Source organism: Ruegeria arenilitoris (assembly GCF_013035425.1).
GTDB classification, from domain to species: domain Bacteria; phylum Pseudomonadota; class Alphaproteobacteria; order Rhodobacterales; family Rhodobacteraceae; genus Ruegeria; species Ruegeria arenilitoris_A.
This window is the reverse complement of sequence record NZ_WQHX01000001.1, coordinates 131693-145578: the sequence shown is the minus strand read 5'-3', so window position 1 is coordinate 145578 and position 13886 is coordinate 131693. Positions and strand designations below refer to the sequence as shown.

Annotated in this window: 15 protein-coding genes; 11 read left to right on the top strand and 4 right to left on the bottom strand. The window is 54.1% G+C overall.

Features of this window, described 5'->3' with window-relative positions; genetic code table 11:
- Window positions 1–11: 11 nt before the first annotated feature.
- Window positions 12–365, top strand: coding sequence for a YybH family protein (locus tag GOV45_RS00705; RefSeq protein WP_170472890.1), 354 nt, complete (start codon window positions 12–14; stop codon window positions 363–365).
- On the opposite strand, the gene GOV45_RS00700 is transcribed toward GOV45_RS00705, so the two are convergent.
- From GOV45_RS00700 to ccmI, 3 genes are read right to left on the bottom strand one after another with little or no spacing between them, the layout of a single operon-like run.
- Window positions 362–595, bottom strand: a complete 234-nt coding sequence (locus GOV45_RS00700) for a DUF1289 domain-containing protein (protein WP_170475309.1) — start codon at window positions 593–595, stop codon at window positions 362–364. The two genes, GOV45_RS00705 and GOV45_RS00700, sit on opposite strands and share 4 nt — an antisense overlap.
- Window positions 596–612: 17 nt before the next feature.
- A complete protein-coding gene (gene ruvX / locus GOV45_RS00695) occupies window positions 613–1077 on the bottom strand; it encodes a Holliday junction resolvase RuvX (RefSeq protein ID WP_170472888.1) in 465 nt (154 codons plus the stop codon).
- Window positions 1074–2303, bottom strand: coding sequence for a c-type cytochrome biogenesis protein CcmI (gene ccmI / locus GOV45_RS00690; protein WP_170475307.1), 1230 nt, complete (start codon window positions 2301–2303; stop codon window positions 1074–1076). Before ccmI ends, ruvX begins: the two co-directional genes overlap by 4 nt.
- A 178-nt stretch (window positions 2304–2481) precedes the next feature.
- Here ccmI and GOV45_RS00685 point away from each other — a divergent pair, with 178 nt between their 5' ends.
- The 8 genes from GOV45_RS00685 (at window position 2482) to GOV45_RS00650 (ending at window position 9930) form a co-directional block, all read left to right on the top strand.
- A complete protein-coding gene (locus GOV45_RS00685) occupies window positions 2482–3726 on the top strand; it encodes a sarcosine oxidase subunit beta family protein (protein WP_170472886.1) in 1245 nt (414 codons plus the stop codon).
- A 114-nt stretch (window positions 3727–3840) separates the two neighbouring features.
- On the top strand, window positions 3841–4170 hold the full coding sequence (locus GOV45_RS00680) for a sarcosine oxidase subunit delta (RefSeq protein WP_170472883.1): 330 nt from the start codon (window positions 3841–3843) through the stop codon (window positions 4168–4170).
- A gap of 67 nt (window positions 4171–4237) precedes the next feature.
- Window positions 4238–7252, top strand: coding sequence for a sarcosine oxidase subunit alpha family protein (locus GOV45_RS00675; RefSeq protein WP_170472880.1), 3015 nt, complete (start codon window positions 4238–4240; stop codon window positions 7250–7252).
- On the top strand, window positions 7245–7811 hold the full coding sequence (locus GOV45_RS00670; protein ID WP_170472877.1) for a sarcosine oxidase subunit gamma: 567 nt from the start codon (window positions 7245–7247) through the stop codon (window positions 7809–7811). Before GOV45_RS00675 ends, GOV45_RS00670 begins: the two co-directional genes overlap by 8 nt.
- Before the next feature lie 274 nt (window positions 7812–8085).
- Window positions 8086–8685 carry a superoxide dismutase gene (locus GOV45_RS00665; RefSeq protein WP_170472874.1) on the top strand — a complete coding sequence of 200 codons (600 nt, stop codon included), beginning with the start codon at window positions 8086–8088 and terminating at the stop codon, window positions 8683–8685.
- A gap of 165 nt (window positions 8686–8850) precedes the next feature.
- The gene (locus tag GOV45_RS00660; protein ID WP_170472871.1) at window positions 8851–9033 is read left to right on the top strand and encodes a hypothetical protein; all 183 of its coding nucleotides are present in this window, start codon (window positions 8851–8853) and stop codon (window positions 9031–9033) included.
- 6 nt (window positions 9034–9039) lie between these two features.
- The gene (locus GOV45_RS00655) at window positions 9040–9267 is read left to right on the top strand and encodes a metallophosphoesterase (protein ID WP_170472868.1); all 228 of its coding nucleotides are present in this window, start codon (window positions 9040–9042) and stop codon (window positions 9265–9267) included.
- A gap of 207 nt (window positions 9268–9474) precedes the next feature.
- Entirely contained in the window at window positions 9475–9930 is a 456-nt protein-coding gene (locus tag GOV45_RS00650; RefSeq protein ID WP_170472865.1) for a baeRF12 domain-containing protein, read from the top strand.
- 42 nt (window positions 9931–9972) lie between these two features.
- On the opposite strand, the gene GOV45_RS00645 is transcribed toward GOV45_RS00650, so the two are convergent.
- Window positions 9973–10524, bottom strand: a complete 552-nt coding sequence (locus tag GOV45_RS00645) for a TIGR00730 family Rossman fold protein (RefSeq protein WP_170472862.1) — start codon at window positions 10522–10524, stop codon at window positions 9973–9975.
- A 126-nt stretch (window positions 10525–10650) separates the two neighbouring features.
- Here GOV45_RS00645 and GOV45_RS00640 point away from each other — a divergent pair, with 126 nt between their 5' ends.
- Window positions 10651–11997, top strand: a complete 1347-nt coding sequence (locus GOV45_RS00640) for a LysM peptidoglycan-binding domain-containing protein (RefSeq protein ID WP_170472858.1) — start codon at window positions 10651–10653, stop codon at window positions 11995–11997.
- A gap of 60 nt (window positions 11998–12057) precedes the next feature.
- A complete protein-coding gene (locus GOV45_RS00635) occupies window positions 12058–13881 on the top strand; it encodes an ABCB family ABC transporter ATP-binding protein/permease (RefSeq protein ID WP_170472855.1) in 1824 nt (607 codons plus the stop codon).
- Window positions 13882–13886: the final 5 nt, after the last annotated feature.

Sequence of the window (13886 nt, the reverse complement as noted above, 5' to 3'; positions counted from 1 at the left end):
AGACTATGCGCATGGCAGTACGAGATGAGCTGGACAAACTTTTCGAAGATTACCTGATTGCTTACCGTCAAGCCGACGCTGACGGCTGTGCTGCCGTGTATTCAGTTGAGGCTCAACTCTTTTCGCCATTTGGTTCTGCGACGGGTCGCAAAGCTATCGCCGAACTTCACCGGGATTGGTTCACCGAAGGCACGGAAAATAAATCTCTCACCGTCTTGGATTCCGGTCAATCGGGAAACTTGGCTTGGTGCCTTGCTAGTTTTTCGGAAGGCGAAGCTGCTGAAAATGGTGTTTCCCTAAACGTGCTTGAAAGGCAGGCCAACGGGACTTGGCTGATCCAAATGAGTATTCTGAATGAAAGCTAGTCGCGGTGCATCCGAGCAGAGCGACCGCCACGACGTTTGGCCAACCTGGGTTTTCGGTTTGGCAGGTCCTGCATGATTTCAGCGCGTTCAGAACTTTCCATTTTAGACCAGCGCGTGATTTCCTCGATGGTACGATAGCAACCGGTGCAAATGCGTTCAGTTGGATGCACAACACAAATTTGGATACAGGGGCTTTCCACCTCATTCCTTCTCCAAACCATATTTGTCATCAATGTCATCCGATCCGTCAAAGAAAGCGCAACCTGTCCAGCGCCCCTTGCAAGATATAACCTGCCGCGACGTGGTCGATAACCTGTCCGCGACGTTTTCGTGTCGTATCCGCCTCGAGCAGTGCTTTTTCTGCCGCAACAGTACTAAGTCTTTCATCCCAAAACCCGATTGGCAAATCGGTCAAACGAGAAAGATTTCGGGCAAAAGCGCGGGTTGACTGACAGCGGGGTCCTTCTGATCCGTCCATATTTTTGGGAAGCCCCAGAACTATTCCGCCAATCTCCCGATCTGTTGCAATTTCGATAAGACGAGCTGAGTCGAGTGAGAATTTTTTGCGCCGCACCGTCTCTAGCGGGCTGGCCACTGTGCGCATGCGATCGGAAACTGCGACCCCGATGGTTTTTTCGCCAAGATCCAAACCTATCAATGCCTTCATCTGAGGTAGAGCGTCGGCAAAGTCCTGAAATTCTTCGCAGATCATTGGTCTAGACCAGCGCGTTGCGAAGCGATTTGAATCACTTCCAATGCGGCGTCGTTGCCAGAAAACACAAGCAACGCTTCATCCCGAATGTTCTTTGCGCGCTCGGTGTCGCCAAGAACGCCCAAGGCTGAGATCAGGCGGGCCCATTCCTCGGGTGTTCCACCTTCGGTGGCCAAACGGTCAGACAGCTGGTTGACCATGCCTTGAATCATTTCTTGACGTTCTTCAGGCGTAAGGTCCGCCGCAGCTTGCATGTCTTCTTGCGAGGGACCCGGCATTGCCGGAGCAGAACTTAGGTTCGGTGCGTTGAACACCCCGGCGCGGAAAGCAAGGTCGTCGATCTGACTTCGAATGGCGCTGGCCCAGGGAGCGCCCGGAGGAGCACTGCGAAGCGTATCCGCCCAAACACGATAGGCAAGGTCCGGTCGCCCGGTCTGAGCCAGCATCTGCCCCCAGTAATATCGCGCCGGACCTTGCTCGGGATCACGCTCAAGTGCCTGCTGCAACGCTTCCTCGGCTTGTGGTGAGACATAGCCTCCGGCAGCAAGGATCATCATTTCGGCCAGATCGGCATAGGCTTCGGCAGAAGCTCCACCGTCAGAAAGTTCGATGACCCTGGTCTGAGCTTCATATCCAGCCTTGAAGTTTCCGGCGTTTGTTTCGTGCTGTGCCAGCAAAGTGTGGCCTTGTATGTCGTCTGGTCGCCCTGCCACTGTCTCCCGCAGCTGGGCAAGCAGCGCGGCGTAGTTTTCATCGAGTGTCGGTGCAGCGACCGGAGTCGCCATGCTTTCAGCGTCAGCTTGGCTAGGACGGTTTGTGCGCAAATCCTGGGCCATCGCCAATCTTGCGGACAGTGGCATGTCAGGAAACCCAGCAGCCCCCATATGCCGGTAAATCACCAAGGCACCACCGACCAGCGATAAGACCAACAAAATGACAGCAATGACTGAAACTGTTCGTGGCGGCCCTTTCGCGTCTTCTGTAGTGCGTGCCTGCGCGTCGGCCGCCAATATCCTACGGGAAATTTCGGTCCGCACACGATCTGCGTCAGCCTCTGCAATCACACCTCGGGAAAGGTCACGGTCCACACTGGCCAACTGTTCGCGATACACCCTCAGATCATACGCCGCGGTTGACTCCTCTGCCCGGCGGTTACGCACAAGAGGGGCAATCAAAAACCCAGCGATAAGCAATGCTATCAGCGAAGTGATAATCCAGAATGTCATTGTCCCTCCGGAGTGGCTCATCAGACTTAGACCCCCGGGCCGGACGAAAAAAGGGGCAAAAAGCCGCGAAGCGCGATCATGTCGCAATAATGCGATATTGTGACGTTGCACGGCACAGGTAAAATGACGGTACGCGGCATATCTGCGCCCAATCACCGAAGACCGGACGGATTCGCTTATGAAACACTATTCAGCCTTTGCTGTAGCGCGTGAGGCGCTGCGATATCACACGGGATGGGAACGGGCGTGGCGTTCGCCCGAGCCGAAAAAGCGATATGATGTCATTATTGTCGGTGCTGGGGGTCACGGGCTGGCGACAGCATATTACCTGGGCAAGAACTACGGCATTCAAAATGTCGCTGTGATCGAAAAAGGCTGGTTGGGTGGCGGCAATACGGGCCGAAACACAACCATTATTCGATCGAATTATCTGCAGGATCCATCGGCGGCGCTTTATGAAAAGGCTCGAAGCCTCTACGAGGATCTGAGCCAAGAGCTGAACTATAACGTTATGTTCAGTCCGCGCGGGGTGATGATGCTGGCGCAGACTCAGCACGAAATACGCGGGTACCAGCGTACTGCCCATGCGAATGCCTTACAGGGCGTCAAGACCGAGTGGATCGGGCCGGAGCGTGTGAAAGAACTGGTGCCGATCATCAATATCGACGGCCCTCGATACCCAGTGTTGGGCGCGCTTTGGCAGGAACGTGGCGGTACTGCGCGCCATGATGCCGTTGCGTGGGGCTATGCACGTGCGTGTTCGGCGATGGGGATGGACATCATACAGCAGTGCGAAGTCACTGATGTCAGGTCGGAAAACGGCCGCGTTGTGGGTGTCGACACCACCAAAGGTGCCATCGATTGCGATAAGCTGGGGATTGTGGTTGCTGGCCATTCGGGACAATTGGCCGAAATGGCAGGTTTCCGGTTGCCGCTGGAAGCTATTGCTCTTCAGGCGCTGGTTTCAGAACCGATAAAGCCGTGCATGGATGTGGTCGTAATGGCCAATACCGTTCACGGATACATGTCTCAGTCAGACAAGGGTGAGATGGTGATCGGTGGTGGAACCGACGGCTTCAACAACTATACCCAGCGCGGCTCGTTCCATCATATCGAGGAAACTGTGCGTGCACTTGTCGAAACTTTTCCGATGATTTCGCGACTGAAGATGCTGCGTCAATGGGGCGGGATCGTCGATATGACTGGCGACCGTTCACCCATCTTGTCAAAAACCCCGCTGGGTGGTTGCTTTATAAACTGTGGTTGGGGCACTGGCGGTTTCAAGGCTATACCCGGCTCGGGCTGGGGAATGGCGCAGTTGATGGCAACCGGTCATTCGCCTTTGACAGAAGCCTTTACGCTGGACCGCTTCAAAGAAGGCCGTTTTATCGACGAAAGCGTTGCAGCAGGGGTGGCGCATTGATGAGACGTTTTGATCGCGGAACCCCAGAACGAGCATTCGATGAAGGCCATTGCGTGTTTTTGAGTGGAATGTCAGCCGGATTTGGCTGCAACCGGCTGCTGAAAGGATGAAACAATGCTAGTCCTTACTTGCCCTTATTGCGGTGTCGAAGCCGAAGAAACCGAGCTGTCCGCAGGTGGAGAGGCGCATCTGAAACGCTATGGCCCGGGTTCGTCAGATGACGAATTCCACGATTACCTGTTCATGCGTGAAAATCCCAAAGGCGTACATTTTGAACGCTGGCGCCACTCAAACGGATGTGGCAAGTGGTTTCACGCTGCACGTTGTACGCAAACGCTCGAAGTTTTTGGTACTTATTCTGCGCAAACCACCGAGCCTCCGAAAGAAGTCAAAAATGCCATCTCGGCCAAACGCCCAGGGTGGTCTTGGAGGGGACACTCCTGATGCTGCTTGTTCTTGAAAAAACTTCTTCCCAAAGCGTCTACGCATTAACCTGCGAAAGGTCCGCAGCATGAGTTCCCGTCTGGCAAAACAAGGTCGTTTGATTGACCGTTCCAAACCGGTCACGTTTTCCTTCAACGGCAATTCAATGCAGGGGTACGAGGGAGATACGCTTGCTTCGGCCCTGCTCGCGAACGATCAGATGATGGTTGGCCGTTCTTTCAAGTACCATCGTCCTCGCGGAGTTGTTGCCAGCGGTGCAGAGGAACCCAACGCTCTGGTCGGTTTGGGGCAGGGCAATAGGTTCGAGCCGAACCAGCGCGCCACAACCACAGAACTTTTCAATGGCCTGACCGCGATCTCGCAGAACCATTGGCCGAGTCTGGAATTCGACATCGGTTCGGTTAACACTGCGCTGGCCCGATTTTTGCCAGCCGGGTTCTACTATAAGATGTTCATTCATCCTAAACCGTTCTGGAAACACATCTACGAGCCGTTCATCCGCCAATCTGCGGGTCTGGGCAAAGCCCCAGACAAGGACTCTCGAGATGCGGACACTTACGAGCACTTTTACAGTTTTGCCGACGTTTTAGTGATCGGTGGTGGTATCGCAGGATTGCAGTCGGCAAAAGCCGCAGCACTGTCCGGGGCCAAGGTCATGCTGATCGAGCAGACCGCGCATTGGGGCGGGCGTACTTTGGTCGATGGTGGAACCGTTGGCGGGAAACCTGTGGATAAGTTCGTGGAGCAATTGGTTTCTGAGCTAGAAACAATGGATAACGTGACCATGCGCACACGCTGCATGGGGGCCGGAGTATACGACCACGGTTACGTATTGGGCTACGAGCGTTTGAGTGACCACAGACCCGGGACACAGGGTCCGCGCCATCGTTTGTGGCGTATACGGGCGAAACAGGTCGTCACCGCTACAGGTGCAATCGAGCGACCGTTGTCGTTTGCCGGGAATGATGTGCCGGGAGTCATGCTGGCATCCGCGATGCGCGATTATGTTGTGAACTGGGGAGTGACTCCAGGACAGCGGGTCGTGATCGCGACCAACAACGATGATGCATACCGAACAGCAATTGCCCTGAAACAGGTCGGTGTGAACGTAATCCGTGTCGTTGATACGCGTGCAACGGCGGGTCCAATGGCTGAGGAAGTCCGTCAGCTTGGGGTACGTGTCGATCCGGGTAAAGCTATTGCCAAGGTCAAAGGTGGCAAGCGCGTCAAGAATGTCCAGCTATGTAACCAGGACGGTATCGGTGGTGCTCGTGAAGAGATCGAGTGCGATGCAGTTGCGATGTCGGGTGGCTGGTCACCGGTTGTCCACCTGTGGTCCCATTGTGGAGGTAAGCTGATCTGGGATGACGCGAACGCGTATTTCCGCCCCGATCCCAAAAGACCACCCTTAGGGGCAAATGGCGACGGGTTCGTTGTTGCCGCGGGGTCGTCGAATGGGCATTTGTCGCTGGGCGAAGTGATTGCCGACGCACATGCTGCCGGAAAGGCGGCTGCCAAGGCTGCTGGCTTTAAGCCTAAAAACACCAGAGCTCCATCAGGTGAAGCGGCCGAAGAGGCACCGATGGAGGCAATCTGGTTGATGCCTGCGAATGCCGAGGTGCAGCTGCGTATGAAATCCTGGCTGGATTTTCAGAACGACGTCAAAGTGTCGGATGTTCAACTGGCAGCGCGCGAGGGATATGAAAGCGTTGAGCACACCAAGCGCTATACAACGTTGGGCATGGCCACCGATCAGGGCAAACTAAGCAATATTAATGGCTTAGCTATACTTGCTGACTCATTAGACTCCGATATTCCAAAGGTTGGAACGACAACATTTCGTCCGCCTTACACCCCGATTTCCTTAGGCGCTATTGGTGGCGAAGCGCGGGGCGAGGTTTTTCAGCCTATCCGCCGTACACCGATGCACGATTGGCATGACGCGAACGGTGCAGACTGGGAACCGGTTGGCCAATGGCGACGCCCCTATGCCTATGTCCGTCCCGGGGAATCTGTGCATGACGCAGTGAATCGAGAGGTTAAAAATACTCGCGATAATCTTGGCATTCTAGACGCTTCGACTCTGGGCAAATTGATCGTCAAAGGCCCAGACGCCGGCAAATTTCTGGACATGTTGTACACGAACATGATGTCCACGCTTAAAGTGGGTAAATGCCGCTATGGTCTGATGTGCTCGGAAAACGGGTTTTTGATAGATGATGGCGTTGTCGCTCGTATCGACGAGGACACATGGCTTTGCCACACGACGACAGGCGGGGCTGAGCGAATACACGCGCATATGGAAGAATGGCTTCAGACCGAATGGTGGGATTGGAAAGTCTATGTCGCCAATGTGACCGAACAGTATGCACAGGTTGCGGTTGTCGGTCCGAATGCCCGCAAGGTGCTTGAGAAGTTGGGTGGTATGGACGTATCGAAAGATGCCCTGCCGTTCATGGAATGGCGAGATGGCAAAATAGGTGACTTCGATTGCCGCGCCTATCGCATCTCGTTCTCCGGTGAACTCAGTTATGAAATTGCGGTACCTGCCAGCCAGGGACAAGCGTTTTGGGATGCATTGTTTGCGGCGGGGCAGAAGTTTGGTGTGATGCCTTATGGCACAGAATGTTTGCATATTCTGCGCGCCGAAAAAGGCTTCATAATGATAGGAGACGAAACAGACGGAACCGTGATCCCACAAGATCTTGGCCTGCACTGGGCGCTTTCAAAAAAGAAAGAGGATTACCTGGGCAAACGTGCCCATTCGCGTAGCCATATGACGGATCCTGATCGCTGGAAACTGGTGGGGCTTGAGACTGTGGATGGTTCTGTTATCCCCGATGGCGCATACGCAGTGGGCGAGGGCGTAAACGCCAACGGTCAACGGAACATGATCGGACGCGTAACCTCAACTTATTTCTCGGCTAATCTGGGCAAGGGTATCGCAATGGGGTTAGTCAAGAACGGACCGGACCGGATGGGCGAGATCATCGAATTTCCCGGCACTGACGACAAAATCTACAAGGTCAAAATCGTTGATCCGGTCTTCTTCGACAAAGATGGAGAGAAGCAGAATGTCTGAACCCATCAGCGCATTGAACCATGCCAGCTATGACGGCATTGCCAAGGTTGAGGAAAGCGGCCTGCAGGGGATGATTACCGTGCGTGGAAATCTGTCCGACAAAGTGTTAGCCAAGGCGGTCAAGGATGCGACCGGCCAAAAAGTGCCCGGACAGCGCGAAGCATTTGTCGAAGGCGACACAGGTGTCTGTTGGATGTCGCCCGACGAACTGCTGGTACTGGTGCCTTATGCCGAATTGAATGCAAAGTTGGCAGCAATGACAGACGCGCTGAGTGGCGTTCATGCTCTGGCAGTCAACGTCTCAGATGCGCGGGCTGTGTTTCGTGTATCCGGCAATTCGGCGCGCGAAGTTCTGGCCAAACTGGCACCGGTAGATTTGTCGCCCGAGGCCTTCCAACCGGGTCAAATCCGGCGTTCACGCTTGGCGCAGGTGGCGGCGGCTTTCTGGATGGACGACACCGATACGTTCCGAGTTGTCTGTTTTCGATCCGCTGCAGAATATGTTTTTGAGCTGTTGAAGGTCGCGGCGCAGCCCGGCAGCGAGGTTGGGGTTTACTGACCCAGCATTCTCATCATTTGTCCGGCTCAATTGGTCTAAAAAAGTTGTCTTTTTGTCGTCCAGAAGTCTCGTCAAAAAATCCAATTTTACCAAGTGGGATGTGGTCGTTATCGGTCGATACACTTGTTTCACGTTTTTAGAAGGCGCAGCGCTTCTTGGGCGGCTTCATCAAGGTGGCGGACGCATGGATTTGTAATCTCCGCCCTTGACCTCGGCCACTTGCCAAAGCATTTAACCCTTGGGAACCGAAACTTATATTTAACAGGGGGCCGAGATGGCTTTTGAACTTCCTGATCTTCCTTATGCACATGACGCGCTTGCAGCCAAAGGTATGTCCGCGGAAACGCTGGAGTATCACCACGACCTGCACCACAAGGCATATGTGGACAATGGCAACAAATTGATCGCTGAAACTGAATGGGACGGCAAGTCTTTGGAGGATATCATTGTCGGCACTTATGATGCAGATGCCGTCGCGCAAAACGGAATCTTTAACAACATTAGTCAGCTCTGGAACCACAACCAATTCTGGGAAATGATGGGCCCTGGCGGTAATGCGATGCCGGGTGAGCTGGAAGCGGCATTGGTGGAAAACTTTGGCTCGGTTGACGAATTCAAGTCACAGTTCAGTGCGGCTGGCGCTGGTCAGTTCGGTTCAGGCTGGGCGTGGCTGGTCAAGAACGCAGACGGCTCGCTGGCGGTGACTAAGACAGAAAATGGCGTGAACCCATTGTGCTTTGGTCAGACAGCACTGCTGGGTTGTGATGTGTGGGAGCATTCGTATTACATCGATTTCCGCAACAAGCGCCCGGCTTACCTGTCGAACTTCCTCGACAATCTGGTGAACTGGGAAAACGTCGCGTCGCGGATGTGATCGTTTGAACCGACGATTTTGGAAAGGCCTGCTGGCGCGAAAGCAAGCGGGCCTTTTTTTTACTTACAATTTCTTTCTTGAGCCTTCGCTACGGCTGCATGCGCGCAAATGGTACGTGCGACGACGCGGTTGGGTCGAATGTCTATGTTCTGACGCTTGAACGGTATGGGCTTTCAGGTCTTGTCCAATGTCGAGGTCAAATTGGATGATGCCAGAGTTTGGCTGGCGCGGTTGGAGGATCAACGCGCGATCCCGCGCGGGTTACGAAAATGCCGAAGGTTGCACGACTTACCGGCAACATTGGCGCAAGTTATCGATGACGCGCCTGTCATCATGATGGCCCATTAGCCCGAGATGCCCAAGCAGGTTGCCTTGACGGTCTCTGGTCACACCCATGGCGGGCAGATTCGGTTTGCGGGTTGGGCGCCGTTTGTCCCGTCCCAGTGCCGCAACCGTTACGTCTATGGCCATGTGCATGAGGATGGGCGTGACCTGATTGTCTCGGGCGGGATCGGGTGCTCCATCTTGCCGGTGCGATTCGGAGTTTCGCCTGAGATCACGGTGATCGAATTGTCCACCTGACGGGTGGAAACCTGCCGACACGTCAACTTTCATGTTGAGACCTATTGCACCGCCTCCCGCAGTACCTAGCTATAATAGGCGGAGGGAGAGAACCGCCAAATCGTTGAAAAACAACACTGTGCTGCGTGAAAGACACCATTCACGCGACCAGATGGGCTGTGCCCGCTGGATGAGGGATGAGCAAATAAATCGATACAGGAGGTCACTATGGCTGCACTTGAACAGGGAACTTGGGTCATTATCGCGGATGGGGAAAAGGCGCTGGTGATGGAGAATATCACCGACGCGCAGGACCCTAATCTGGTTGTTGTCTCCGTCGAGGAGCCCGATACGCCTCAACCCAGACCTACGGATCGTGCCGGTCGTAGGTATGACGCGGGGCCGAACCAAAAGTCGGCCGTAGAGGAGCCCGACTGGAAAACCCATGCGAAATCACTGTTTGTGCAAGATTTGGCAAATTTACTGAACCGAAAGGGTTTAAAGGGCGCGTATAAACGATTGGTTTTAGTTGCAAGTCCGCATGTACTGGGGCTTCTACGTCGTCGGCTTCACAGTAAAGTCTTGACTAAAGTTGTCGCCGAAGTCGACAAGACCATGACCAATCACCCCTTACGCAAAGTAGAAGCTTTGTTGAGCAATCGGTTGAAATCGTCTGTTCCGTGAACGGGAAAGATAAGGGCGGTTACACACTGCCCATCTATTACGTCAGTCTAAAACCTGTCGCAGGGCAGACATCGCGTCGTTAGGACTGTCGACCCAGGTAATAAAATCCAACAGTGATGCATCAGCGAAATTCCGATCGATGACTTGCTGCAGAAGAGTGCGCAATGCATCCCAGTAACCGTCTATGTTCAAGACCAGTATGGGCTTGTCGTGCAAACCCAACTGTCGCCAGGTCAGGGCCTCGAACAACTCGTCCAAAGACCCCGCTCCTCCGGGAAGCACGACGACGGCATCAGCGTTCATGATCATGACTTTCTTACGTTCATGCATCGTCTCGGTTACGATGAAACGCGTTAGGTCTGTCTTGCCGACTTCGCGTTGTAAAAGGTGAACAGGGATCACACCAAAGGTTTCTCCGCCGGTTGATTGCGCAGCGCGCGCAACTTCGCCCATTAAGCCCACGTCACCTGCGCCGTAAACCAATCTCCAACCTTCCTTGGCCAACAACTGTCCAAATTGGTTGGCAGCTTGTGAATAGGCCGGATTAGTGCCATTGCGTGACCCGCAATACACACAAACAGATTTCTGAGGCATGGAATGACTTCTCCGGGCTTGTGTCAGAGGTTTTGACCCCTGATAGCGACATTGATAGATTGGCTCAACCGTCCGATCGAATGCCCGACACTCGGGGTATTTGTGTGGCGGGGTGAAAGGAAAAGAATGAACGCCGAATCGGGAAGCGGAAGCTCTAAAACATTTATTTGGGGGCTGGTTGCGGGGCTCGTCGCTGTTTTGGTGGCAGGGGGGCTTTATCTATCGGGGATTTTCAACAGGACACCAACACAGTCACCGACAGAAACCGACGTTGCTGTTGAGCAACCGTCGGAAGAGTTGCAAACAGATGAGCCTGCGGCGTCGACAGAGGATATTCAGGCCGAAGCTCTGGAACAAAATGTCGGCACGGACCAATCGGCGGATATTTCCGAACCCGCCGTTGAATCTGAGTCTGAAGACCCCGCAACTGATGAAATCGCCTCTGCCGCTCCGGTTCTGGATCAGATTTTTGTCGAACCAGACGGGAATTCTTTGCTTTCAGGAACAGCAGATCCGGGTTCCGAAGTCGACGTCGTGCTGGATGGCGAAACTGTTCACAGCTTTACCGTGGACGAAACTGGTCAGTTCGCCGAATTTCTGTCAATTCCTTTTGATGATGATGCGAGAGGGTTGGTATTGGAAACTCAAAATGAGGATGAGCCTGTTCGTTCTGATGACTATCTGATCGCCGCTCTGCCTGAGCCTGGGCCTGAGCTGACGGATAATGCTCCCCAGGAAACCGAGGACCCCGAAACCGCCGGATTGGAGGCTTCTGACGCAGAAAGCCCTGACCCAAAAATCGAAGAATTAGAAGAGCCGCAGACAGAGTCTTCGGAGACAGCAACCTCTGTTGCTGAAACCGAAACCGACGAAGAACCTGCGGCTATCACCCCAACCACGAACCCCGACAAGCCGAGCCAACAGGTGGCTATCCTGAGGTCTGGCGAAGATGGCGTCGAACTGGTTCAGCCGCCTGCAGCAAGCGAAACACCGCCGGATCAAGTTGAACTCGACACAATTGGGTATTCAGACGAAGGCGAGGTTGAGCTGACAGGCCGCGTTCAGGATGATTCCTCGGTGCGTCTGTATTTGGACAACAATCTCGTGGCAGATTTGGATCCTTCGAACGACGGTCAGTGGCGCGGAGAAATCGAAGGTGTGGATCCCGGTGTCTATACATTGCGCGTAGACGAGGTTTCACCCGAAGGCGACGTGGTTAGCCGGATCGAGACACCTTTCCAACGTGAACCCATCGAAACGTTGAAGGCTGCCGAGGCAGCGGCCAACCCCAACTCGTCGACGGCAGCTCCGATCAGGTCCGTCACAGTTCAAAAAGGCGACACCTTGTGGGCTATTTCGCGCGAGCGTTATGGCGATGGAGTGTTGTATGTCAGGCTGTTCGATGCCAATCGCGAGTCAATCCGCGACCCAGACCTGATTTATCCCGGGCAAATCTTCACGATCCCCGAATAGAACGCTGCCTCTGGCCCAGTGCGGGCCAGGGCCAATCTCAGACCGATGTTAAGGTACGTGATGAGACGAAAGCCCGCGAATCCGCCTATTGAGACGCGAGACCAGGACGAGCGCAAGTCGGGATGGCGCACCATCCGCAAAGTTGCACCATATCTATGGCCTGATGATGAGCCGTGGGTAAAGCGGCGTGTCGTAATGGCATTGTTGATGCTTGTCTTGGCTAAGCTGATCGCTGTCTACACCCCGATTTTATATAAAGGCGCAGTTGATGGGTTAGCTGGCGAAGGTGTGCCCCCGCTGGCGTTGGGAGCGGTGGGATTGACCGTTGCCTATGGCGTAGCTCGAATGATGACCGTTGGATTCCAGCAATTGCGGGACGCACTGTTCGCACCGGTAGGGCAAAGGGCACTGCGAGCGCTGGCGCTAGAAACATTTCGGCACATCCACCAATTGTCGATGCGCTATCACGTGACCCGGCGCACTGGTGGCCTAAGCCGCATTATCGAAAGGGGCGTGAAAGGCGTAGAATTCCTGCTGCGGTTTTTACTCTTTTCCATTGGACCGCTGATTTTGGAACTTTTGATGGTAGCGGTCATCCTAATGTGGTTGTTCGACGTCTGGTATCTGGTCGTAGTCGCAGCGACAATCGCACTGTACATCTGGTTCACATTTGCGGTGACCGAATGGCGCGTAAAACTGCGTCGCGAAATGAACGATCAGGATACTGAAGCCAATCAACGAGCGATCGATAGCCTGTTGAACTTTGAAACTGTCAAGTATTTCAATGCGGAAACGCGCGAAGCTGAACGTTACGATGTGTCGATGAAGGCGTATGCTCAGGCCGCGCTAAAAACGGCTTATTCGCTGGCGTTTCTAAATTTTGGTCAATCCATGCTGATCACTGCGGGATTGATCGGTGTCATGGTTCTGGCGGCGATTGGAGTACAAAACGGGACGCTAACCGTGGGGGATTTCGTCATGGTCAATGCGTACATGATCCAAATTACGGTCCCGCTGAATTTCCTTGGCACGGTTTACCGCGAAATCCGTCAGTCATTGGTGGATATGGGGCAAATGTTCGATTTGCTCGAACAGCCATCTGAGGTAACCGACAAGCCCGGTGCGCCTGATCTTGAGGTTGCAGGAGGGCAAGTCACCCTCGACAATGTTCGTTTCGGATATGATCCGGATCGAGAGATCTTGCGTGGTGTGTCGCTGACAGTACCGGCCGGAAAAACCGTGGCTATTGTGGGTGCGACCGGTTCCGGAAAGTCCACAATTGGGCGTTTGTTGTTCCGGTTTTATGACGTGACCGGCGGCGCGTTGAAGATTGATGGGCAAGACGTGCGCGACGTTACTCAAGCCAGCCTGCATTCAGCCATAGGCGTGGTTCCCCAAGACACGGTCCTGTTCAATGATACAATCCGTTACAATATCGCTTACGGTCGGGATGGGGCCAGCCAAGCGGATGTTGAGGCCGCTGCCAGAGCAGCCCAAATACACGAATTTATCGAAGGTTTGCCCCAAGGTTATGAAACCAAAGTGGGAGAACGCGGGTTGAAGTTGTCAGGGGGCGAAAAACAGCGGGTCGGCATTGCACGAACGCTGTTGAAGAACCCTCCGATCCTGCTGCTGGATGAAGCGACATCAGCTTTGGACACAGATACGGAACAGGATATCAAGGATGCGCTTGCTCGTGCTGGCGAAGGGCGGACTGTGATAACGATCGCGCACCGTCTAAGTACAATTGCCGAGGCCGACCAGATTGTCGTCTTGGAAAAAGGCGAAATCATAGAGCAAGGCACCCATGATGCATTGCTTTTGCAAGAGGGGCGCTATGCGCAGCTTTGGAACCGACAGCAATCGGATGCCCAGGCTGCGTGATCACT

Excerpts from the sequence above, each read along its gene's own strand:
- GOV45_RS00705 (WP_170472890.1), top strand. The coding sequence starts at position 12 with ATGGCAGTACGAGATGAGCTGGACAAACTTTTCGAAGATTACCTGATT.
- GOV45_RS00700 (WP_170475309.1), bottom strand. The coding sequence starts at position 595 with ATGACAAATATGGTTTGGAGAAGGAATGAGGTGGAAAGCCCCTGTATC.
- ruvX (WP_170472888.1), bottom strand. The coding sequence starts at position 1,077 with ATGATCTGCGAAGAATTTCAGGACTTTGCCGACGCTCTACCTCAGATG.
- ccmI (WP_170475307.1), bottom strand. The coding sequence starts at position 2,303 with ATGACATTCTGGATTATCACTTCGCTGATAGCATTGCTTATCGCTGGG.
- GOV45_RS00685 (WP_170472886.1), top strand. The coding sequence starts at position 2,482 with ATGAAACACTATTCAGCCTTTGCTGTAGCGCGTGAGGCGCTGCGATAT.
- GOV45_RS00680 (WP_170472883.1), top strand. The coding sequence starts at position 3,841 with ATGCTAGTCCTTACTTGCCCTTATTGCGGTGTCGAAGCCGAAGAAACC.
- GOV45_RS00675 (WP_170472880.1), top strand. The coding sequence starts at position 4,238 with ATGAGTTCCCGTCTGGCAAAACAAGGTCGTTTGATTGACCGTTCCAAA.
- GOV45_RS00670 (WP_170472877.1), top strand. The coding sequence starts at position 7,245 with ATGTCTGAACCCATCAGCGCATTGAACCATGCCAGCTATGACGGCATT.
- GOV45_RS00665 (WP_170472874.1), top strand. The coding sequence starts at position 8,086 with ATGGCTTTTGAACTTCCTGATCTTCCTTATGCACATGACGCGCTTGCA.
- GOV45_RS00660 (WP_170472871.1), top strand. The coding sequence starts at position 8,851 with ATGGGCTTTCAGGTCTTGTCCAATGTCGAGGTCAAATTGGATGATGCC.
- GOV45_RS00655 (WP_170472868.1), top strand. The coding sequence starts at position 9,040 with ATGCCCAAGCAGGTTGCCTTGACGGTCTCTGGTCACACCCATGGCGGG.
- GOV45_RS00650 (WP_170472865.1), top strand. The coding sequence starts at position 9,475 with ATGGCTGCACTTGAACAGGGAACTTGGGTCATTATCGCGGATGGGGAA.
- GOV45_RS00645 (WP_170472862.1), bottom strand. The coding sequence starts at position 10,524 with ATGCCTCAGAAATCTGTTTGTGTGTATTGCGGGTCACGCAATGGCACT.
- GOV45_RS00640 (WP_170472858.1), top strand. The coding sequence starts at position 10,651 with ATGAACGCCGAATCGGGAAGCGGAAGCTCTAAAACATTTATTTGGGGG.
- GOV45_RS00635 (WP_170472855.1), top strand. The coding sequence starts at position 12,058 with ATGAGACGAAAGCCCGCGAATCCGCCTATTGAGACGCGAGACCAGGAC.